We start from the raw sequence: 20,606 nt of genomic DNA, 5'->3' as shown, positions 1-20,606 counted from the left end.
CAAACATTACACAATGTAGAACAATATAGTAAAACAAATGCATAATTAAAACTTGGAGAATAATACATGTTAAAAAAATTAGCGCTTGCTGCAGTATTTGCGGCGACATCCAGTATGGCGATGGCTGATAAAGATGTCGGTTGTGGTGTCGGTACTCAGGTTTGGGCTGGAAAAAGTGGTGTGATTCCGAAAATTTTGGCTGCAACAACCAACGGAATTTTTACTAATCAATTACTCGGAATTACATTTGGTACGCTTGGTTGTGGTAGCGGTACTGTAACCGCGCAAGTGGTAACATTTACCAATGAAAATGCAGAGTCATTGGCGCGTGATATGGCAGTGGGTCAGGGTGAGAGCTTAAATGTTCTTGCGGAACTCATGAATATTAAACAGCAAGATAAGTCACATTTCTTTGCTGTGAGCAAAGCAAATTTTGCCGACATTTACTCAACTGATAATCAAAATTCTTTACAAGTTTTAGCTTCATTGCAACAAGTGATGGCAAAAGACCAAGTTTTAAAAGCTTACGTTTAATTTCGAATTGACCCTGTCTACATGGCAGGGTTTTCTTTACCTTATATTATGTTTAAAACTATAAATATTGTTGATGTGAATGAAATATTTTGCTTTATGTAGTGCTGTGATTAGCACTGTTTTTACATTCTCTGTACAAGCTGAATCAGAGAGTATTCAAAATTATTTAAAGATTGCTGAACAAAAAAAACTGGATAAAAATATTACTTGGCAACGACTGTTATATGCTGAAGATAACTCCCAGAGTGAAGTTAATTATAATGACTACTTTTTAGCATCCGATGGTCGTTACAATATAAAAAATGAGCTGAATGCAGATGTTCAGGCCTTATTTTTAAATGCTGAACCGAATCAGTCTATCCGCTGTAAATTTCCTGCACGTAGTCAGTGGTTGATACAGCAGTTGGATATTCAAGAAATAAGCTTACCTAAAGTTGAATGCCCTGAATTTGAGCAATGGTTTGGGCAAATTAAGCCTTATAAAGTAACTCTAATTTATGCAACAGATTTTATGGGTAATCCAAGTTCGATGTTCGGACATACCTTATTACGGCTAGATCCTAAAGATCAAAAACAGCTCAATTTAGTCTCTTATGCGGTCAATTATGCGGCGACGGTAAAAGGCGATGATAATTGGTCTTATGCATGGAAAGGCTTAACAGGGCAGTATCCTGGTGAATATTCATTAATGCCATATTATCGTAAAGTCAAAGAATATGGTGATTTTGAAAGTCGTGATTTATGGGAGTATGAACTTAATTTAACCCCTGAAGAAACACAATTTTTAGTGAAACATATTTGGGAAATGCAAAAGGTCAGTTTTCCATATTATTTTGTCAGTGATAATTGTGCCTATCGTTTATTGGGGTTAATTGATTTAGTCCGTCCACAATTGAATTTAAAACAAAAGTTTAGTTATGCCTCTATTCCAATTGATACGATTAAAGCGATTGATCAGGAGCATTTGATTAAAGAAACGCTATATCGTCCTGCTTTAGAAACGCAACTGTTATCTCAGGCTCAGCAGCATGGGGCGAGTCTAGCGAAGCAAGCACATAAAATAGCCTTGGCTGAACCGCAATATATGCCTGATTTATTAAAGTCTTATAGTGTAATTGATCGTGCTAAAATTTTAGAAATGGCTTATGACGATCTATATTTGCAATTTGTTGCCAGACAAATTTCACCAAAGTTTGCTCAGCCACGGTTTAGGCAATTACTTGGTTTACGTAGTCAGCTTAAAATTGATAAACAAAGATCAGAACCACAACGTCCGCAAGTTGATCCAGTGGATGGACATCAGGCGCGGAATTGGTCAATAGATGTGGGTGAAGTGCAAGGTGATCGTTTTGTACAAATTGGACATCGTCAGGCATATCATGATTTAAAAGATCCACAAGGTGGTTTTAGAACAGGTACGCAACTTTTATTTTTAGATGCCGCAGTACAGTGGCGTAATCATGCTCTCAAATTTGAGCATCTCGATTTACTTACAGTGAATTCTTATAATCCAATTACACCATTTAAAACACCATTAACATGGGGTTTTAATATTGCATGGCAACAAGAAGCTTTAAGTCATGGAGATTTTAGTGAGCACGATCAGCATGGAGTATTTAGCTTAAAGGGACAGTCAGGTTACACCCTTGCAGATGATCAGCGCGAGCATTTATGTTTTGCTGAATTACAGACACAGTTACAAGCAGGCAAAGCTTTAGATCTAGGTTGGCGTATCGGAGTTGGGCCTACGTTCGGTTGTCAAAATTTATGGTCAGATCGAGTTAATAGTTTGCTACAGTTGGAGCTGCCATATTGGAGTGATTCACATCAGTGGAATGTACGTTTCAATAGTATGTTGCAGTATTCAATTAATCAGCAAAGTTCATTCAGAGTGAATTGGGAATATCAGCAACAACAGAACAAAGATTGGATGAAGTTAGGTTTAGGCTATGTGAGATTTTTTTGATTTTATAAGCGCCTATTTTGCAAATAAAAGACGCTTATAAAATAATGGATTTAGAAAAGATGAGGTATTCACTTTTGAGCTGTCTCATCTAATATTTTTTGGCTGGTTTCTTGTCCCGTTAAATATGCACCATGTACGGTACCAGCATATTTTAAACTACAATGTTCTCCAATAAAGAAAAGACGATTCTTAATTGGTTGGTTGAGTGTTTCAACCAGTTCAGATGTATGCAGTGGTGTAGGAAAGCTAAAAGAACCATAACTTTGTTGATCTGCTCCCCAACGGGTAATGATTATATTTTTAGGTCTGTTAGGGATGTTGGAGAACGTTTTATTTAAACCCTTATAGATAAAGTTCCATACTTCTGCATCTGTTGCATCATCGATGTATTCTGACTGTTTACCACCAAATAACATGAGGTACATTGGTTTTTTATAAATATTTGTTAGATTTAATATATTAAACCAATGTCCATCATGCCAGTAAAAATCACTAATATTTGTTGATGTTGTATTTAAATTAAAGGGAAGCAGTTCTTCAAATTCCATAAAAACTTTATTGAAAGAACCGAATCCCATGTTCTGTATTGCATTAAGATGAGGTGCGGGAAGTGATGGGGAAAATGTTATTTTATCTTTTTTTAATATACCTAATGGAACTGCAACGATCACTCGAGAGCCCAGATAACGTTTATTGTGCTGATCTATAAGTTCGATATGATCATCTTTTAGGTTGATTTTTAGAATCTCAGTATCCGTTTGAATATTAAGATTTTTTGAAATACTTTCTATAACTTGAATATATCCCTCAGGGAAGATGACTTCATCACCTTCAAAATAGCCTTCATATTTTTCATAATGTGCTGAAAGTTGGCTGAGGTCTGTCGCAAAGGGATCATTGGCAAGTCTTTCAAAGAAACTCAATAATAAGGTTCTGAGTTGCTTTTTAGGAAATACAGTTTCGGAATATTCAAGTGAAGCCATAATGTCATTGATTGCTTCTAATGCAGAATGCTGTTTTGACTCAGTCAAAAGTTGGCTTATTTTGCCAATATAAAGTTCGAATTCTTGTTGTTCTATCTCTGAAAATACTTGCCCATTGGTATGGTAATAGCTTGAATCCATATAATTAAATATAGTAGTGGCGATATTATTATTTTGAGTGATTTCCCAAATTGGATTGTTTTCAATACCATGTATCCAAGAAGCACCTAAATCAAAGGTATGGGAATCCTTTTTGATAGAGTGAATACGTCCTCCTATCCTTTCTTTAGCTTCTAGAATAATGACATTTTTCCCAGCTGCTTGTAATTCTTTTGCACATGCTAATCCTGCGATACCTGCGCCAATAATAAAAATTGTGTCGGGTCTATGGTTGTCGTGGATCATAAAAATTATCTCTATTTTTTATCATTATACTTTTGATATTAATGGGTAGGTATTTAGAATGAATTTTATTTTAAGTATTGAAATATAAAAAAGCTCTGAAGGATCAGAGCTTTTTGGTCATCTTTAGAGTTTAATAGACTTCTGGAACTGCCTGTAAAAATTCTCTACGTGAATCTCTGTCAGTTTTGAACTCACCCACAAAAGACACGGTACGCGTGGTAGATTCTTGTTTGCTTACGCCGCGCATCATCATACACATATGTGCAGAGTCAATGACAACAGCGACACCACGTGCTTTGGTTACCTCAGCTACAGCTTCAGCAATTTGCTGAGTGAGTTGTTCCTGAATTTGTAAACGACGTGCGAACATTTCCGTAATACGTGCAAATTTAGATAAACCTAAAACATTACCTTCAGGTAAATAGGCAATATGCACACGACCGTGGAATGGGAGTAGGTGATGCTCACAAAGAGAATAGAACTCAATATTTTTAACTAAAACCATTTCATGGTTATCGGAAGGGAAGACCGCATTATTGGTCACTTCTTCCAAAGTTTTGCTATAACCAGACGTCAAATACGAAAATGCCTTAGCAGCACGCATAGGCGTATCTTTTAGACCAGGACGATTCAAGTCCTCGCCAACGGCAGTTAAAATATTTGCGTAGGATTGCTGCATAGACATAAAACGTGTTCACTTACACTGATTGAACAAGGACGGCATTGTAGCAGAAAAACATAAAAAGTCTGACTACTAATTCAGCTGTAGACATTTCTAATATGGTTTACAGCTGTATACCGTTTATGGATTAAATTTAGGATTCTTCTCAGCACGTTTGAGTAAAACCAATACTGCACCAGTACCACCCTGTTTTTCCGGGGCGCTGACAAAGGCGAGTACATCGCGATGTTGACGTAGCCAACTATTCACATACGTTTTTAAAACTGCTTCAGGGCCTTTGCCATGCACAATTTTGATGACATTTTGATTCTCATCTTTAGCCATTTGAATAATTTGTAACACAGCAGAGCGTGCATCCTCAACGGTACAACCATGTAAATCTACAGCTTCATACCAACGTAAATTACCAGCTTTTAAATCTTCAAAAACTTTATGTTGTAATGTAGCGATACGATAACTTAAGCTCGCTTGGCTCGCGACTGGATTGAGCATTGCTTGCGTATCTGAAAGCTCGGCATTATCCATATCACGTGGGCCTTCAGCCGCAGCTCGCTTCGCCAAAGTTTTTGCATCTGGTTTTTGACGAATGCGGGACTTCTCGACTTTCGCAATGTTGCAATTATCAAATGCTTTTACACCGTGCAAAGCTTGTTTAAACAAATCAGTATCATTTGCTTCTTCAAGCACTGCTGTTACCTGAGCTTGTTTAAGCTCAGGTTGCGCAACAACTTTAGATGCATGAGGATTAGTGATTTGTTTTTTAAAGGCTTTCAAAAGATTTTGCTGCTCTTTTGAAAACGAAGAATCATTACTACTCATAACTTAAATCATAACTCAAAAGTTGATTTTTTAAGGTCATTTAGACCAATTCTGGCTGACCGAATAATGCGGTAAATGCATGATCAGGGCGAGGTTGTTTCATAAAGCTTTCTCCCACCAAGAAAGTATGAATATCATGTTCTTGCATCATTTGTACATCATTCGGTGTAGCGATGCCACTTTCAGTGACCAAGAGGCGTGCTGGATCGAGTAATTTTTTCAAACGCAAAGATGTATTTAAATCAACATCAAAAGTTTTTAAATTACGGTTATTCACACCTAATAAACATTGTTCTGAAAGTCTTAAAGCACGTTCTAATTCATTTTCATCATGTACTTCAACTAGAACATCTAAATTATATTCAAATGCTGTTTTTGACATTTCTTCCAATTGCATATCTGAGAGTGATGCTGCAATTAATAAAATACAATCTGCGTGTAAAGCACGAGCTTCAATTACGCCATAAGGATTAATGAGGAAATCTTTACGCAAAGCAGGCAAAGTACAATGCGAACGTGCAATCTGTACATTTTCATCTGCGCCTTGGAAAAAATCGATATCGGTGAGTACCGATAAGCAAGCAGCACCCGCTTGCTCGTATTGTTGTGCGATTTCGGCAGGATTAAAGTTTTCCCGAATAATCCCTTTAGATGGTGAGGCTTTTTTAATTTCTGCAATTACACCTGGGCGTTTATTTTGCAAAGCCTGTGCAAAACCACGGACAGGAGATGCTGCATGTGCAAGTTCTTCGATATCATTTAAGCTACGTTTTTTTAAACGTGCTGCAAACTCTTGGTGTTTGCGATCAATAATTTTACCTAAAATGGTATTGGCAATATCCAGCATGACATTTATTCCTGTATAGCCTTAAGCTTCATATTCTTTCAGCGTTTTGGTAAATTCAGACAATACACTCATTTTTTCTAAAGCTTGTCCGCCATAAATAATGTCATGTGCTAAAGCGACACCTTGTTTGTAGTCCTTACTGAGACCTGAAACATAGATTCCTGCACCAGCATTGAGGGCAATCATACTGGCTGCTTTTTCCCCTTTGGCTGATTTCTTTTTGCCTAATGCATCTTGAATGAGTGCAAGACTTTCAGCAGAATTTTCAACCATTAAGCCCATTAAAGTTTGTGATTCAATATCAACATCTTCAGGGTTAATGATCCATTCGGTAATTTCACCATCTTTTAGCTCTGCAACATAGGTCGAAGATGCTAAGCTGATTTCATCTAAACCATCTTTAGAATGCACCACCATGACATGTTCTGCCCCCAGTTGCTTTAACACTTCTGCCATTGGGCGACAGAGTTCATTTGAAAAGACTCCAATCACAAAACGACGTACTCCAGCCGGATTCGTAAGCGGGCCGAGTAAATTAAAAATACTTCGAAAACCCAATTCTTTACGTGGGCCAGCAGCGTATTTCATTGCTTTGTGATGATTGGGTGCAAATAGAAAGCCAACGCCCATTTCGCGAATACAACGTTCAGTTTGTTGCATAGACAGGTCAAGATTAATTCCAGCTTTTTCTAGTAAGTCAGATGAGCCAGAATTTGATGAAACACCACGGTTGCCGTGTTTAGCAATGGTGGCACCTGCTGCTGCAATAACAAAGGCAGATGCAGTCGAAACATTAAATAAGTTTTGACCATCACCACCTGTACCGACAATATCAATTAAATATGGAATGTCACTGACATCAATTTTAATTGCAAATTCACGCATAACACGTGCAGCAGCTGTGATTTCATCAATACTTTCACCTTTCAAGCGAAGTCCCATCATGAGTGCACCAATTTGGGCATCAGTAGCTTCACCACGCATAATGGTGCGCATGACTTCTTCCATTTGTGGCTGAGTCAATTCAATGTTTTTAGTAATATTATTTAAAGCGTGTTGAATATCCATGTTGTTCACTTATGCGTAAATTTCTAAAAAGTTTTTAAAGATTTGATGGCCATGTTGACTCAAGATTGATTCAGGATGAAACTGCACACCTTCAACAGGTAGTGTCTTATGTTTTACACCCATGATCTCTTCAATAGAGCCATCCGCTTGATTGGTCCAGCAAGTTAACTCCAAACATTCTGGCAAAGTCGCTTGGTCAATCACTAAAGAATGATAGCGTGTCGCAGAGAATGGTGAAGGTAAGTTACTGAAAATGCCTTTGTCACTGTGGTACATATTCGATAAACGACCATGCATCACTGTTTTAGCGCGAATAATATCGCCACCAAAAGCTTGTCCAATGGCTTGATGTCCTAAACAGACACCGAGCAAAGGAATTTTACCTGCAAAGTGCTGAATGGCAGGAATAGAAATTCCAGCTTCAGTAGGTGAGCAAGGACCAGGGCCTATCACTAAATACTTTGGTTGCCATCGCTCAATATCCTCTAATGAGACTTGATCATTGCGAACAACTTTAACTTCTTGATTTAACTCGCCAAAATATTGAACGATGTTATAAGTAAAGCTATCGTAATTGTCGATCATTAAAAGCATGAGACTTAACCTACTAACCTATTGAAATTCATGCGCTTAAGCGCGCTTTGTTGTTTGGGTACTCGTTAATGACTAAATTGAATGATTTTCATAGAAATGATTCATTTGACTTAGTGCGTATGTGGATAAAACGAGTGCCATGATCATAGCAAAAAATAGAGCGGACTGTTTAAATATTTGATGTTATACAACTTGAGTGCTTATATTTTTTTAGATTGAAATATTAAATTGTTAAAAATATAGAATATTAGATTTTATTTGAATAAAAAATGATTTAAACCTTTATTTAGAATGTACTTTATTTATAGCGTAATTTCTTTTGAAATAAATAAAATCTTTGTATTTCCTTGTTATAAAAATATAATTTTATTATCATTAAATTATTAAGAGTACCTAAATCTAATTTTTTTATAATCATTATAAATTCGACGTTAGTTTATGTTCGATGAATTGAATTTATTAAAAAAATGATATTTAATATAGACGGGTTGTAAATATAAACATTTATTGTGTTGTTGAATGCAATTGGGGATTGAAATTAGGTCTTGAGCTTAATTTTTTAAAATAAAATTGAAATAAAAGAATAAATTCACATCTATTTCATGTGGTTTGTTTTATTATTTGGGGCGTAAGTGTAGAATTCGTCACAAAAATAAGGCAATGATAGGGGACTAAATGAAAGAAGAAATACGAATTGCTATTTTTGGCTTAAGCCTGAATGTGCTTGAAAATATGAAGCAAAAAGTTCATTTAATGTATGATGATACTATTCATATTCATTGGGCAAATATAGCTGACCCTAAATTAAATATTCTTTTAGTTAATGATATGTTTTTCGCATCACCTACAATTCAAAATTTAGTAGGAACTCAAAAAATCCCATATTTAAGATTAATCAATAAACAAGATAAATCAGGTCGAATTGAAGGGGATAAATTATTTTTACCATTTATTGAAAGTGATGAAATTAGAAAATGGTTTAAAGATCGCTATTTACAAGTTCCAGTAAATCCAAAAGTAGAGCGTGTTATAGCATACCGTGCTAAATCACTTGATATTCATAAAGTAATTCAAGAATTTTTGAATGAACGAAATGGTAATTTACAAATTTTTGATAGTTACGGAAATATTGCCTTAATGAATACCCGAACTGAACAAATTTGGATGGAACAAGGTAAAAATATTCAAAGTACAGATACGACATTAAATTATACCTATGCAACGATGCAAAAAGCACAAAGTGTGAGTGATATTCAAGGCCTCGATTTACGGTATTGGCTGTGGAATACGCTTTGGAGATCTGAGAGTTTGGTTAAAGATAGCTCCTCTAAAGTATTTTATAAGTTGCAATATTGGCCACAGCCCAGTACAGCGAAAGACCGTCAAGACATTTTTAAAATCGCTGCTTGTTTTGAACGAGGGGCGAGTATGGTGCAAATCGAAAAGAAGTTGGGGATTTCAATGCCCATCATCCAAAAGTTTGTTTCAACCGCATTGTTTGCAAATGTGTTGAAAGAAATTGATGAAAGTGAAGCGCAGCTGATTATTCAAACAAAGCCAACTGAAAGTACATTGCGTGGTTTTTTTGGGAAACTAAGATTAAAACTAGGGCTTTAAAGTCGAGCCAAATATTTATTGAATATTTAAATGTATAACTGAATTAGGGGTGATTAAGTGATCTTACAGAAATATAAAATTGTATTTGGTGGAACCATGGGGGCAGGGAAAACTGAAGCGATTAAATCATTATCTGAAATTCCTATACTCTCTACAGAGGCTGTGAATACAGATGAAACAGCACATAGTAAGGCCTTGACCACAGTCGGGATTGATTATGGTGAGATCAAGTTAGAAGATGGCGTTATTGTTGGTTTATATGGCACACCTGGACAAGATCGATTTGATTTCATATGGTCGGTCATTTGTAAAGGTGCGATTGGCGCGGTTATTTTAATTGATCACTCTCGTAAAACAGCACTTGATGATTTGAAATTTTATCATCATGCATTTAAAAAACATGTTAATAACATCATTGTGGGTATAACTCATGTCGATGAAGATTCACAGCAATTACTCAAAAAATATCGAGATTGGATGTCGATGAATAACGATATCATGCCGATATTCGCTGTGGATGCACGTAAAAAAGATGATGTACTTCTGATGGTTGAAGCTTTAATTTCGCGCGCTGAAATAGAATATAGCGAATGAGTTTTTATTTTTATATAAGCTGAAATAAAATGATCAGAACGGTTTGATAAAATTTACAAAAATAGACAACAACGGATAACGCTAATTTGGCACTATTTTATGACACTTTTGTATATTTGCACAAAAACAGGGCACTCTTGTGATGCTTTCATAATTTATAGTAATAAGTATGTGTGAATATGGTGCAATTATAAGTACAGACAGTATAATAAGCCCTAAGAGAAACAAGTATTGCTTAAATTCTGATATAGAATTCAGTGTTTTAGCTTTTCTTTTAAAAGTTGGTACGAGAATTGCTTAATAGATACCAACTACTAACACGCACTTAACACGTGCAACAAAAATTCATTGGAGCAAATGAGCATGGCGAACAAGGTCCTTCAACTCATACAAGAAAGTGGCGCAAAATGGGTCGATTTTCGCTTTACTGATACTAAGGGTAAAGAGCATCACGTGACTTACCCAGCAGACACGATTGATGAGGATACTTTTGAAGACGGTAAAATGTTTGATGGTTCTTCAATCGAGGGTTGGAAGGGGATTGAAGCATCTGACATGATCTTACGTCCAGATGCGAAAACATGCTTCCTTGACCCGTTTTTTGCTGAAGCAACAGTTGTTGTGACTTGTGATGTTATCGAACCTTCTACAGGTCAAGGTTATGATCGTGACCCACGCTCAATTGCTCGTCGTGCAGAAGAATATTTAAAATCAACAGGCATTGGTGATACTGCATTCTTTGGTCCAGAACCAGAATTCTTCGTTTTTGACGAAGTAAAATGGGACATCGATATGTCTGGTGCACGCCATACTATTATTGCTGAAGATGCTGCTTGGTCTACAGGTAAAGACTATGAGGCGGGTAACTCAGGTCATCGTCCACGCGTTAAAGGCGGTTACTTTCCAGTACCTCCAGTCGATTCTTCACATGATATGCGTGCAGAAATGTGTGCGAAAATTGAAGATATCATGGGCCCTGGCCGTGTAGAAGTACATCACCATGAAGTTGCATCTTGCCAATTAGAAATTGGTGTGAGCTTCAATACCATGGTTCGTAAGGCGGATGAAGTACAACAGTTTAAATATGCTGTTTGGAATGTTGCGCATCAATATGCAAAAACTGCTACGTTTATGCCTAAGCCAATGGTGGGTGATAACGGTTCTGGTATGCATGTACATATTTCCATCGCTAAAGATGGTAAGAACTTGTTTGCGGGTGATGAATATGCAGGCTTGTCAGAGATGGCGCTGTATTTCATTGGCGGTATCATTAAGCATGCTCGCTCATTGAATGCGATTACCAATCCATCGACTAACTCATATAAGCGCTTAGTGCCACATTACGAAGCACCAATTATGCTTGCATATTCGGCTCGTAATCGTTCTGCATCTATTCGTATTCCTTACGTTTCTAACCCTAAAGGTAAACGTATTGAAGCACGCTTCCCAGATCCAATGATGAACCCATACTTAGGTTTTGCTGCATTGTTGATGGCTGGTCTTGATGGTATTCAAAATAAAATCCATCCAGGTGAAGCGGCTGATAAAAACTTATATGATCTTCCTCCTGAAGAAGAAGCGAAAATCCCGACAGTTGCGCACAGCTTGGATATGGCGCTTGAAGCACTTCAAGCTGACCATGACTACCTATTAAAAGGTGGTGTATTCACTAAAGAAATGCTTAATGCATATATCGACGTGAAAACTGAAGAAGTTCGTCGTTTAAACACGACAACACATCCAGTTGAATTTGACATGTATTACAGCTTGTAATTCAATTTTGAATTAAAGCAAAAAAGAAACCCGCCAAGTGCGGGTTTTTTTGTATCATAGATTTTTGAACTAATAATTGCACTAAAACTATGGCGAAGCGTAAAAAGCAAACAAGCTTTTATCCTTGGATAGATGCTGCTGATCACAGTAAAGGTTACAAGATGAATTTTTCCACTGTGGTGTATACGGAAGTTGCACGTACAGCTGAGGGTTTCATGCAGGTTGAGTTTGTAGAGCTTAAAAACCCTGAGTTGGCTTTGGATTTTGCTTATCCGCAAAGTTTTTATTTGAGTTCAGAGGGGTTAATCCTACATAAACTAGCCAATGGAAAGTTTGAAGTAATTGCAAAAACAGACAATTGTTAATGTGATTTGGTTTGTTGTGATGGCTAAAATGGCGAATGGCTAAATAATGATATATCGCTCTCAATATGATTTATAAATTACGTTAAACTTAATCATCTTAAAAGAGCAGTGGAAATATGCGAAACAAACGAGCATGTACAATACAGGATCAATGTCTTTCTCCTGAATTAAAAACATGGTTGTATGCTTCGGGTTCTCTGACTCAACAGCTCACTGATTTGGCTGGTGGGATATTCAAAGTCGATCCTATCAAGGAGCATTTTAAACGCCTTAGTGTTAGCGATGCACAATGGATGGGAATGCCACATCAGCATACCTCATGGGTGCGTGAAAGCTATTTATATGGTTGTGAAGAACAGCCATGGGTCAAAGCGAAAAGTATTTTTCCTATTTTGAGTCTCCAGGCGCGAGCACGTATTTTTAAACATCTAGGTAAAAAACCGATAGGCTGGTTTTTATTTCAGCGAACTGATCCTAAGTGTGAGCGTCGGGTGATTTTACTTGACGAAGGATGGACGCGGCAAAGTTGTTATACTTGGCATGGATGTAAATTTATTGTTCAAGAAACTTTCTTAGTTTCATTTGAGCAATTTATTCAGCAAAATATTTAACAGTCACTGGGTTAAGGACAGTCATGGCAACTGCACAATACATTACATGGCGTGAACGCCTAGAAGCCTATTATTATTTATGTCGTTTTGATAAACCAATTGGCACTGAATTGGTGTTTTGGCCCACCATGTGGGCATTATGGATTGCCGCTGAGGGAATTCCCAATCCGATTATATTGATTGCAATGATCTTGGGTACCATATTCATGCGTGCTGCGGGTTGTGCTATTAATGATTTTGCAGACCGAAAAGTGGATGGTCAGGTAGAAAGAACTAAAAACCGTCCATTGGCAACAGGCGTAATTTCGGCGAAAGAGGCTATCTGGGTATTTATTGTATTAATTACAGCAAGTGCATGTACTTTATTTTTTCTACCCATCGCAACCTTTTATTGTGCTTTAGGGGGATTGTTCCTCGCATTTATTTACCCCTTTATGAAGCGTTATACGCACTTACCACAGGTAGTGCTGGGGATGGCCTTTTCTTGGGGAATTCCAATGTCATTTACAGCTATGGGGAAACCTCTAGACTGGACATGTTGGTTACTATATTTCGGAAATTTAGCGTGGACAGTGGCTTATGATACTCAGTATGCAATTACTGATCGCGAGTATGATTTAAAAATTGGCGTTAAATCAACTGCAATACTTTTTGGTAAATATGACATAGAAATTATTTCTATGTTACAAGCCACAAGTGTATTTTTGATTGGTTTCGCATTGTATTTAGAAGATTTGCTTTTCCCATATGGTTTTATTGCATTATTTTTGGTCGTCATTGATTTTATTTACCAATGGACGAAGACCCGTAATCGCGATCCGCAGCAATGTTTTTGGGCATTCCGACATAATCGTTGGGTCGGATTAATTATATTTATTGGTATTTTTATATCTAGTCTTTAAAATTTTAGAGAAGCATTTTAAGTGGATGCTTTTTTCTAATCTTTATTGGGAATTGAGTGGTTTAGCAGAATAGAGTGAATAGTTAGTCAATTAATCACTTAAATAATTGGCTCTATTCAAAAAATTAAAAAACACCAAATAAAATACAAATGTTTTTTAATTGAATGGTTTAGCTTTAATATAGCATTTCTTATTGAATTGTGTTTTTATTGTACTGCTCTCACGAAGAGGGCATAAATCGAACAAAACTAGGATGTTAAAATGAAGCATATACTTAAAAGATCATTGTTGGCGATGAGTTGCTCTACAGTTTTCTTTTTAACAGCTTGTAATGATAATAATGATGATTACGTTGGGGTAACGCCAAGTCAGACATTTATTTCTGAAAAAAATTACGTCTTCGATAAAAGTTTGCAAGAAGCTGCATCTATCAAGGTTATGACTTATAACATGGTCAATGTACAGGGTAAGACTGCAAAAGCAACTGCGATGGTTTTATTTCCTACTGTTGCTCAACCAAAAGATGGCTATCGAGTTGTCGTGTGGGAGCATGGAACATTGGGTGTGGCGGATGGTTGTGCCCCAACTAATAATATTTTAGGTGCTAATTTTAAAGATCCTCTCGCAAAAAGTCTTTTAGCTGCTGGTTATGTCATTGTTGCACCTGATTATGAAGGAATGGGGGCACCTGGTATTCATCCGTATTTACATCTTGAAAGTGAAGCTAAATCTGCGATATCTGCAGTTAAGGCAGCACAAGATCATTATGGTAATACATTGAATAAGCAATGGATGTCTGTTGGTCAATCACAAGGCGGCCAAGCTTCACTGGGAACAGCACAATATGCGAGTGCAGATTTAAACTATAAAGGTGCGGTAGCGGGAGCCCCAGCATCGAATTTAGATAAAATTATATTTGATGTTGCACCACCGGCTTTGTTAGCTGCTGAAAATCAAGAGCTGAAGGCTGGTGCGACATTGGCATATCGTGCAGAAAATGGTTCAATTGGTGCGTATGCTACGCTATTAAGCTATGCCTCATTTGCTGCTGTAGGGATTAAAGCTTCAGATTCTCGTTTTGATTATCGTGAAATTTTTAATGATGTGCGCTCACAAAATATTGCGGCATTAGCAGAAGGGACAACTGGTGAAAATGGATTATGTTTAAGTAGTGCTGATCCAATTAATCACCCTGAAGATAGTTTACGATACAGATTTACCCAAGACATTGTCAAATTCCTGACAGAAAATCCTGATAAGCGTTTATTAGACTATCCTGCGTTGAATAAGACTAAGTTTTATGCAAGTGCTCAAATACAGAAGTTCTTGAAGGATAGCCAACCTGCAACAGTGAAAATCGATAAGCCAATTTTGATTATTCAGGGGACTGCGGATATGAGTGTTCCATATCCTGTGACTGAAGCAATGTATAAAGCGATGTTAGCACAAGGTACAAACGTGAAATTTTTACCTGTTGTTGATGCAACACACACTCAAGCAATTGTTAAAAAGAACCCAGAGTTAGTAGCATTTATTCAGCAATATATGCCAGCAAAATAAATATGAATTTTAAAAAAGGAGCTTAGGCTCCTTTTTTAATAGATATCTTTTTGAAGTTGGCGAACAGTGGGAATACTGGTGTATCTGATTACAGTGTAGCCAGCTTCTTGTAGCATTGCATCACGTTTTGCATCTTCATTTTCTTTGCCCACATGACTTGGATCATCTAATTCGATAATACACACCACATCAAGATGATGGTTTAAGATTACAAAATCAGTTACTTTTCGATTAAATTTATTTCGTGTTGCCATGTAGTTACTGGTCATTAATGCACTAAAGGCGACCTGTGCTAAAACATGATGCTCTGGGCAAGCTTTTTTTAAGCGTTCAAACATTTTAATTTCAAAATTACTAATAACAGGCTTAGCGTAATATTCTTTTTTAGTGCTGCTAATTTGCGTATCACGTTTAAATTTAATTTTTTCAAGATTGATGATGATGAGTATGGCAAGGCTTGCGATACACCCAATAATTAAAAATGTAATTTGGCTTAAATTAACCACAATAATTGTCTTTCAATGAGATAAGAAAAAACCCACTCAAAAGAGTGGGTTTTTAGAATTTTGGCTCTCCAACCTGGGCTCGAACCAGGGACCTGCGGATTAACAGTCCGTCGCTCTACCGACTGAGCTATTGGAGAATCTGAGAGCGATTTTAGGGATGCAAAGCAAGAAGGTCAAGTAGAAATTGCTTGATTGCATAGAAAAAAGTATTATTTGCTAAATAATTGATCATTCATCATTAATGTTGATGAGATTTGGGTGAAAATGAAACTTAAGCTCTTGTTGCTATGTATGCTATTTGGATTGGTTGCATGTTCACAGCAACAAAATCATATCGATAAAAATACTGAGCAAGCTACTGCCAGTGGGGTGGTTGTCGCAAAGCCCTGTCAAGTACTATCCTTTACTCAAATGATGGATGATTCATTGTGGCAAGAACTTTATAGAGATAATGAAATACAGCTGAAAAATCAGCCGCAGCGTTCAGAAATTCTTGAGTTAACTCGACAAGAGTTTGAAGAACATGCAAATTATGCAGCTGGTGCTATTGGAATTCCATTGGGGAATATTGGTGATTTAGATCTGGATTCTAATATGGCTTCCATTACTAATGATGGATCGGATTATTTAATTGATTTAAAAGAAGATAATTTAAGTTTTAGATTACCACAAAATTTTGATATGAATACCACGCTCAAGTTTAGAGAGAATCCTGATGCTGGTTTTGAAAATTTATGTGTAGATTCTGATCCGAGTATTGTTCAGATTGCAAAGTTCGTACTTTTTAAAAGTTCTTCGAGCATGTATCTGTATAATTTAAAAGATTAAGAGGTATTACAAAGTAAGAAGTTTCACTGAAATTTTAGGTAAAATTTAATTTTATTGATAATATACTTCATATTGGCATAAAAAAGCCCACCTCAAATAGAGTGGGCTTTTTAGAATCTTGGCTCTTCCACCTGGGCTCGAACCAGGGACCTGCGGATTAACAGTCCGTCGCTCTACCAACTGAGCTATGGAAGAATAGATGGCTCTCCAACCTGGGCTCGAACCAGGGACCTGCGGATTAACAGTCCGTCGCTCTACCAACTGAGCTATTAGAGAATCTGATGCGGATTTTAGGGATGAAAGCATACGCGGTCAAGCAAAATTAACAATTTTTATGATTGAGTGATTTTTTATTGTTCAATTCTGTGATAATCGCTTATATATTGATTATTTTTATATTTTTTAGAGCATTCAGTGATGAGGATTTTCAGCATTAAAATGATTAATCTGAAATTATAAGATGGATTTGAAGTCAAAATACAATCAAATAGAAAGTGCAATTAATTTATGATCTAAGTATTTTTATGTAAATAGATTGTGCTTCGAAACATTTTTTTAAGAAAGTAATTCAAGGAATTTCTTTAGAGCTTCATAAGCGATCCGAGTGTTGTTGCTATTGCTTTCTACTCATCATAAAAAAACCACCCTTTATGGGTGGCTTTTAAGCAAAATTAATCGCTTATTTTTCTACACCAGCTTCTTGACCCGCATATTTAGCATTTGCATAGTCCCAGTTCACTAGGCTTTCTAAGAAAGTAGTGATGTATTTAGGACGTGCGTTACGGAAATCGATGTAGTAAGCATGTTCCCAAACGTCAATGGTAAGTACAGCAACTTGACCGTGAGCAAGTGGTGTATCTGCATTGGCAGTTTTAAGGATAGAAAGGTTACCATTAACTTTATCAGCAACTAACCAAGCCCAACCTGAACCAAACTGAGTAGTTGCAGCAGCAGCAAACTCTTCAGCAAATTTTGCGTAAGAACCGAAAGTTTCATCAATTTTAGCTGCTAAAGCGCCAGTCGCTTGACCACCGCCATTTTTAGCCATACAGTTCCAATAGAATGTGTGATTCCAAACTTGTGCAGCATTATTGAAAACACCAGCTTTAGATGCATCACCAGCAACAGCTTTAATGATTTCTTCTAAAGACTTACCTTCAAGGTCTGTACCTTTGATTAGGTTATTTAAGTTAACAACATAAGTGTTGTGGTGCTTATCATGGTGAAATTCAAGTGTTTCTTTGCTGATGTGTGGAGCGAGATCATCATAACCGTATGGAAGTGCAGGTAAAGTAATGGTTGTCATGTTTTAAATTCCTTGCATTGAGCTGGGTTTTAACATTAAGTGGCTTTATTGTAATAGAAAATTCGAGTAATTGTGCATCACTTTAAATAACAATACACAATATAAGCTGAATTTATACGCATAAAGAAAATGTCAAAACAGCAGTATAAAAATTAGATCGGATTATTGAGTTCGAAATAACTATACTCAATATTAAACTGTTCTGAAATAGCTTTTGCTAAACGTTGTACACCATAGCGCTCAGTTGCATGATGTCCACAGGCATAATAATGAATATCTAATTCTTTGGCTTCATAGTAAGTCCGTTCACTGACTTCCCCAGAAATAAATGCATCACAATTCATTGCTGCGGCTTGAGTAATAAAGTCTTGTGCTGCGCCTGTGCAGAAACCGATTTTTTGAATCGATGTTTTATCTGCTGCTAAATGAATGGTATCAAAACCTAAACGTTCGGTCAGATATTGCTTAAAATTATCGGGTGACATTGCTTGTTTTAAATAGGCTATATTTCCAATCGGATAACGCTCACTCGGATTCAAATTTTCAATATTTTCTAATTCTAAAATTTCAGCAATTGCAGCATTATTGCCTAGGGTTGGGTGCGAGTCTAAAGGAAGATGGTAAGCAAGCAGGGAGATATCGTGTTGAATTAAACTTTTAATCCGCTTTCCGCGCATTCCTGTAATAGGGTAGGGTTCACCTTTCCAAAAATAACCATGATGCACTAATAATAGATCTGCATTTTGCGCAATTGCCGCATCAATTGCATCTTGTGATGCTGTGACGGCACAGATGATTTTATGGACTTTAGTCTTACCTTCAATTTGTACACCATTAGGTGCATAGTCTTTAAATTCTTGCATTTTAAGTGTTTGGTTACACCATGTTAAAATATCAATTAATTGCGCCATGAGTTACCTAGTCAATAATAAGTCATCTTTAGTACATCAAAGCATATTTTGAATTGTAACTAAAGCTGAACAAAATTCTTTGTGATTTTTATCTATCTTTTTCAATTTTGATTACAATAGATAAAATATTATTTTTATTCATAAATTAAAAAAAACTTCGAGGTAAATATCGTGCGCCGCTCCTTTTCATGGTTACCCTGGGTGTTACTGGTTATCGTTATTGCTAGCTTCATTGGATGGCAAAAACTGCATCAGCCTCAAGCACCTGTTGCTGCAGATGGCGTTAAAATGCCTGCAGAAAAAGTTGAACCCCTAGTTGGTACATCACGTACAGGTGGTGTGGTGTCTTATAATGCTGCAGTTAAAGTGGCTGCTCCAGCCGTTGTAAATATTTTTACGCTACAAAAAGTAAAACAACAAAGCCATCCACTTTTTAATGATCCTGCATTTAGAGAGTTTTTTGGTAATCAAATTCCCGATCAAAACCAAGGTCAAGCTGAGAATAGCTTAGGTTCTGGCGTGATCGTTCGCTCAGATGGTTATATTTTAACTAATAATCATGTGATTGCTCAGGCAGATCAAATTGTAGTTGCATTACAAGATGGTCGTCGTGCAGAAGCAAAAGTCATAGGAACTGATCCAGATACTGACTTAGCTGTAATTAAAATTGAGCTGGATAAACTACCAGTTTTACCTTTTAAATTGAGTGGTAATGAAGTTGGGGACGTGGTTCTTGCGATTGGTAATCCATTTGGTGTTGGACAAACGGTGACACAGGGAATTATTTCTGCAACAGGTCGTTCAGATTTAGGAATTAATACCTACGAAGACTTTATCCAAACAGATGCTGCAATTAATCCTGGTAACTCTGGTGGAGCACTGATTGATGTTGCAGGGAATTTAATTGGTATTAATACCGCAATTTTCTCGCAGTCGGGAGGTTCTTTAGGAATTGGTTTTGCCATTCCGGCGAAAGTTTGCCAACAAGTCATGAATTCAATTTTAAAAGATGGTCGAGTCATTCGTGGTTGGTTGGGTATTAGTCTCGTTCCACCCAAACAGGATGATGTACTACAGCCACGCGAGGCAGGTGTTGTAGTTGCAGATGTATTGAAAGGCGGTCCTGCAGCTTCGGCTGGCTTGAAAGTCGGTGATAAAATTATGAAAGTGAATAATGAAGTGATTACTTCAACTTCACATTTAATTAATTATGTTGCATTACAAGCACCTAATTCAACTATTCATGTTGAAGTTATTCGTGGTGGCCAACCAGTAGCATTAGATGTCAAAGTTGGTGAGCGAAAAGTACAAAGCCCTGATTCTCAATATATTCCTTTACCGCAACGATAATATTTAAAGCTAAAAAAGCTCTGCTGATTCAGGGCTTTTTTATGGCATATATTAAATCTGAATTCTGGTGGTTTATTCCGAGATCAAAATGGCTTATGGATCATTAAAATAACTTTTTTCAGCTTTTATATTATTCATTTGTCTATTCTGAAATTTTGATCAATAGACTTCTACTGGGTTGGCTTATTGGTTCCATTGAGAATATTGGTTGGATTAATTTTTAGAATTAGATCTGGGTATTCAAACTTTTAATTTATAAAATTTATGAAGCTCTAAGCGGCTCATGTTCAAGAATTTAAGAAATGATATAAAATAAGAATGATAATATATCTGCTACTAACTTATTTATGATCAATCTAATTCATATGTACGTTAGGTTGAATTC

20 protein-coding genes and 3 tRNA genes are annotated in these 20,606 nt (G+C 36.6%); 11 read left to right on the top strand and 12 right to left on the bottom strand.

All coding sequences use genetic code 11. The features are described from left to right. The first annotated feature begins 66 nt into the window (after nt 1-66). Both B9T27_RS04120 and B9T27_RS04115 read left to right on the top strand, forming a co-directional pair. A complete protein-coding gene (locus tag B9T27_RS04120) occupies nt 67-534 on the top strand; it encodes a DUF3015 family protein (RefSeq protein WP_086205588.1) in 468 nt (155 codons plus the stop codon). A 79-nt stretch (nt 535-613) separates the two neighbouring features. Then, nucleotides 614-2,500: a DUF4105 domain-containing protein gene (locus B9T27_RS04115; protein WP_086205587.1), complete on the top strand. Its 1,887-nt coding sequence runs from the start codon at nt 614-616 to the stop codon at nt 2,498-2,500. Between the two features lie 68 nt (nt 2,501-2,568). On the opposite strand, the gene B9T27_RS04110 is transcribed toward B9T27_RS04115, so the two are convergent. The 6 genes from B9T27_RS04110 to B9T27_RS04085 all read right to left on the bottom strand — a co-directional run bounded on the left by B9T27_RS04110 (nt 2,569) and on the right by B9T27_RS04085 (nt 7,898). Beyond that, nucleotides 2,569-3,888, bottom strand: a complete 1,320-nt coding sequence (locus B9T27_RS04110; protein WP_086205586.1) for a flavin monoamine oxidase family protein — start codon at nt 3,886-3,888, stop codon at nt 2,569-2,571. 130 nt (nt 3,889-4,018) lie between these two features. After that, complete coding sequence (folE, locus tag B9T27_RS04105) at nt 4,019-4,567, bottom strand: GTP cyclohydrolase I FolE (protein ID WP_171263337.1); 549 nt, start codon at nt 4,565-4,567, stop codon at nt 4,019-4,021. Between the two features lie 123 nt (nt 4,568-4,690). After that, nucleotides 4,691-5,389: a Smr/MutS family protein gene (locus B9T27_RS04100; protein ID WP_086205584.1), complete on the bottom strand. Its 699-nt coding sequence runs from the start codon at nt 5,387-5,389 to the stop codon at nt 4,691-4,693. 40 nt (nt 5,390-5,429) lie between these two features. Then, on the bottom strand, nt 5,430-6,236 hold the full coding sequence (gene trpC / locus B9T27_RS04095; RefSeq protein ID WP_086205583.1) for an indole-3-glycerol phosphate synthase TrpC: 807 nt from the start codon (nt 6,234-6,236) through the stop codon (nt 5,430-5,432). A gap of 21 nt (nt 6,237-6,257) precedes the next feature. Further along, nucleotides 6,258-7,304 carry an anthranilate phosphoribosyltransferase gene (trpD, locus tag B9T27_RS04090; RefSeq protein ID WP_086205582.1) on the bottom strand — a complete coding sequence of 349 codons (1,047 nt, stop codon included), beginning with the start codon at nt 7,302-7,304 and terminating at the stop codon, nt 6,258-6,260. Nucleotides 7,305-7,313: 9 nt separating this feature from the next. Beyond that, nucleotides 7,314-7,898 carry an anthranilate synthase component II gene (locus B9T27_RS04085; protein WP_086205581.1) on the bottom strand — a complete coding sequence of 195 codons (585 nt, stop codon included), beginning with the start codon at nt 7,896-7,898 and terminating at the stop codon, nt 7,314-7,316. A 675-nt stretch (nt 7,899-8,573) separates the two neighbouring features. Here B9T27_RS04085 and B9T27_RS04080 point away from each other — a divergent pair. From B9T27_RS04080 to B9T27_RS04050, 7 genes are all read left to right on the top strand, one after another. Further along, the gene (locus B9T27_RS04080) at nt 8,574-9,515 is read left to right on the top strand and encodes a hypothetical protein (protein WP_086205580.1); all 942 of its coding nucleotides are present in this window, start codon (nt 8,574-8,576) and stop codon (nt 9,513-9,515) included. 57 nt (nt 9,516-9,572) lie between these two features. After that, complete coding sequence (locus B9T27_RS04075) at nt 9,573-10,109, top strand: GTP-binding protein (protein WP_086205579.1); 537 nt, start codon at nt 9,573-9,575, stop codon at nt 10,107-10,109. A 357-nt stretch (nt 10,110-10,466) separates the two neighbouring features. Beyond that, a complete protein-coding gene (gene glnA / locus B9T27_RS04070) occupies nt 10,467-11,882 on the top strand; it encodes a type I glutamate--ammonia ligase (protein WP_171263323.1) in 1,416 nt (471 codons plus the stop codon). 89 nt (nt 11,883-11,971) lie between these two features. Next, the gene (locus tag B9T27_RS04065; protein WP_086205577.1) at nt 11,972-12,247 is read left to right on the top strand and encodes a hypothetical protein; all 276 of its coding nucleotides are present in this window, start codon (nt 11,972-11,974) and stop codon (nt 12,245-12,247) included. A gap of 116 nt (nt 12,248-12,363) precedes the next feature. Continuing rightward, complete coding sequence (locus B9T27_RS04060; RefSeq protein WP_086205576.1) at nt 12,364-12,858, top strand: chorismate--pyruvate lyase family protein; 495 nt, start codon at nt 12,364-12,366, stop codon at nt 12,856-12,858. Between the two features lie 23 nt (nt 12,859-12,881). Beyond that, nucleotides 12,882-13,760 (top strand): 4-hydroxybenzoate octaprenyltransferase, encoded by an 879-nt coding sequence (ubiA, locus tag B9T27_RS04055; protein WP_086205575.1) that lies wholly within the window; start codon nt 12,882-12,884, stop codon nt 13,758-13,760. A gap of 261 nt (nt 13,761-14,021) precedes the next feature. Continuing rightward, on the top strand, nt 14,022-15,320 hold the full coding sequence (locus tag B9T27_RS04050) for a lipase family protein (protein WP_086205574.1): 1,299 nt from the start codon (nt 14,022-14,024) through the stop codon (nt 15,318-15,320). 35 nt (nt 15,321-15,355) lie between these two features. On the opposite strand, the gene B9T27_RS04045 is transcribed toward B9T27_RS04050, so the two are convergent. Both B9T27_RS04045 and B9T27_RS04040 read right to left on the bottom strand, forming a co-directional pair. Continuing rightward, on the bottom strand, nt 15,356-15,742 hold the full coding sequence (locus tag B9T27_RS04045) for a DUF2726 domain-containing protein (RefSeq protein WP_416224385.1): 387 nt from the start codon (nt 15,740-15,742) through the stop codon (nt 15,356-15,358). A gap of 145 nt (nt 15,743-15,887) precedes the next feature. Continuing rightward, nucleotides 15,888-15,963: transfer RNA gene (locus B9T27_RS04040), tRNA-Asn, on the bottom strand. Nucleotides 15,964-16,090: 127 nt separating this feature from the next. On the opposite strand from B9T27_RS04040, the gene B9T27_RS04035 reads away from it, so the two are divergent. Further along, nucleotides 16,091-16,654 carry a hypothetical protein gene (locus B9T27_RS04035; protein ID WP_086205572.1) on the top strand — a complete coding sequence of 188 codons (564 nt, stop codon included), beginning with the start codon at nt 16,091-16,093 and terminating at the stop codon, nt 16,652-16,654. 119 nt (nt 16,655-16,773) lie between these two features. Here B9T27_RS04035 and B9T27_RS04030 read toward each other — a convergent pair. From B9T27_RS04030 to B9T27_RS04015, 4 genes are all read right to left on the bottom strand, one after another. Beyond that, nucleotides 16,774-16,849: transfer RNA gene (locus B9T27_RS04030), tRNA-Asn, on the bottom strand. Between the two features lie 5 nt (nt 16,850-16,854). Next, nucleotides 16,855-16,930, bottom strand: a tRNA-Asn gene (locus tag B9T27_RS04025). A 403-nt stretch (nt 16,931-17,333) separates the two neighbouring features. Then, complete coding sequence (locus B9T27_RS04020) at nt 17,334-17,960, bottom strand: superoxide dismutase (RefSeq protein WP_086205571.1); 627 nt, start codon at nt 17,958-17,960, stop codon at nt 17,334-17,336. A gap of 152 nt (nt 17,961-18,112) precedes the next feature. Beyond that, complete coding sequence (locus B9T27_RS04015; RefSeq protein ID WP_086205570.1) at nt 18,113-18,871, bottom strand: Nif3-like dinuclear metal center hexameric protein; 759 nt, start codon at nt 18,869-18,871, stop codon at nt 18,113-18,115. A 171-nt stretch (nt 18,872-19,042) separates the two neighbouring features. On the opposite strand from B9T27_RS04015, the gene B9T27_RS04010 reads away from it, so the two are divergent. Further along, complete coding sequence (locus tag B9T27_RS04010) at nt 19,043-20,221, top strand: trypsin-like peptidase domain-containing protein (protein ID WP_086205569.1); 1,179 nt, start codon at nt 19,043-19,045, stop codon at nt 20,219-20,221. Nucleotides 20,222-20,606 lie beyond the last annotated feature (385 nt).

Source organism: Acinetobacter sp. ANC 4648, assembly GCF_002135345.1.
Taxonomy (GTDB): Bacteria; Pseudomonadota; Gammaproteobacteria; order Pseudomonadales; family Moraxellaceae; genus Acinetobacter.
Note: the sequence above shows the minus strand (reverse complement) of the source record. Positions and strands in the feature narration are given on the sequence as shown.

What these genes read in the sequence shown, in the direction of transcription:
- B9T27_RS04100 (WP_086205584.1), bottom strand. Translation starts at nt 5,389, where the DNA reads ATGAGTAGTAATGATTCTTCGTTTTCAAAAGAGCAGCAAAATCTTTTG.
- B9T27_RS04035 (WP_086205572.1), top strand. Translation starts at nt 16,091, where the DNA reads ATGAAACTTAAGCTCTTGTTGCTATGTATGCTATTTGGATTGGTTGCA.
- B9T27_RS04060 (WP_086205576.1), top strand. Translation starts at nt 12,364, where the DNA reads ATGCGAAACAAACGAGCATGTACAATACAGGATCAATGTCTTTCTCCT.
- B9T27_RS04050 (WP_086205574.1), top strand. Translation starts at nt 14,022, where the DNA reads ATGAAGCATATACTTAAAAGATCATTGTTGGCGATGAGTTGCTCTACA.
- glnA (WP_171263323.1), top strand. Translation starts at nt 10,467, where the DNA reads ATGAGCATGGCGAACAAGGTCCTTCAACTCATACAAGAAAGTGGCGCA.
- B9T27_RS04080 (WP_086205580.1), top strand. Translation starts at nt 8,574, where the DNA reads ATGAAAGAAGAAATACGAATTGCTATTTTTGGCTTAAGCCTGAATGTG.
- folE (WP_171263337.1), bottom strand. Translation starts at nt 4,567, where the DNA reads ATGCAGCAATCCTACGCAAATATTTTAACTGCCGTTGGCGAGGACTTG.
- B9T27_RS04120 (WP_086205588.1), top strand. Translation starts at nt 67, where the DNA reads ATGTTAAAAAAATTAGCGCTTGCTGCAGTATTTGCGGCGACATCCAGT.
- trpC (WP_086205583.1), bottom strand. Translation starts at nt 6,236, where the DNA reads ATGCTGGATATTGCCAATACCATTTTAGGTAAAATTATTGATCGCAAA.
- B9T27_RS04115 (WP_086205587.1), top strand. Translation starts at nt 614, where the DNA reads ATGAAATATTTTGCTTTATGTAGTGCTGTGATTAGCACTGTTTTTACA.
- B9T27_RS04110 (WP_086205586.1), bottom strand. Translation starts at nt 3,888, where the DNA reads ATGATCCACGACAACCATAGACCCGACACAATTTTTATTATTGGCGCA.
- B9T27_RS04085 (WP_086205581.1), bottom strand. Translation starts at nt 7,898, where the DNA reads ATGCTTTTAATGATCGACAATTACGATAGCTTTACTTATAACATCGTT.
- trpD (WP_086205582.1), bottom strand. Translation starts at nt 7,304, where the DNA reads ATGGATATTCAACACGCTTTAAATAATATTACTAAAAACATTGAATTG.
- B9T27_RS04020 (WP_086205571.1), bottom strand. Translation starts at nt 17,960, where the DNA reads ATGACAACCATTACTTTACCTGCACTTCCATACGGTTATGATGATCTC.
- B9T27_RS04065 (WP_086205577.1), top strand. Translation starts at nt 11,972, where the DNA reads ATGGCGAAGCGTAAAAAGCAAACAAGCTTTTATCCTTGGATAGATGCT.
- B9T27_RS04015 (WP_086205570.1), bottom strand. Translation starts at nt 18,871, where the DNA reads ATGGCGCAATTAATTGATATTTTAACATGGTGTAACCAAACACTTAAA.
- ubiA (WP_086205575.1), top strand. Translation starts at nt 12,882, where the DNA reads ATGGCAACTGCACAATACATTACATGGCGTGAACGCCTAGAAGCCTAT.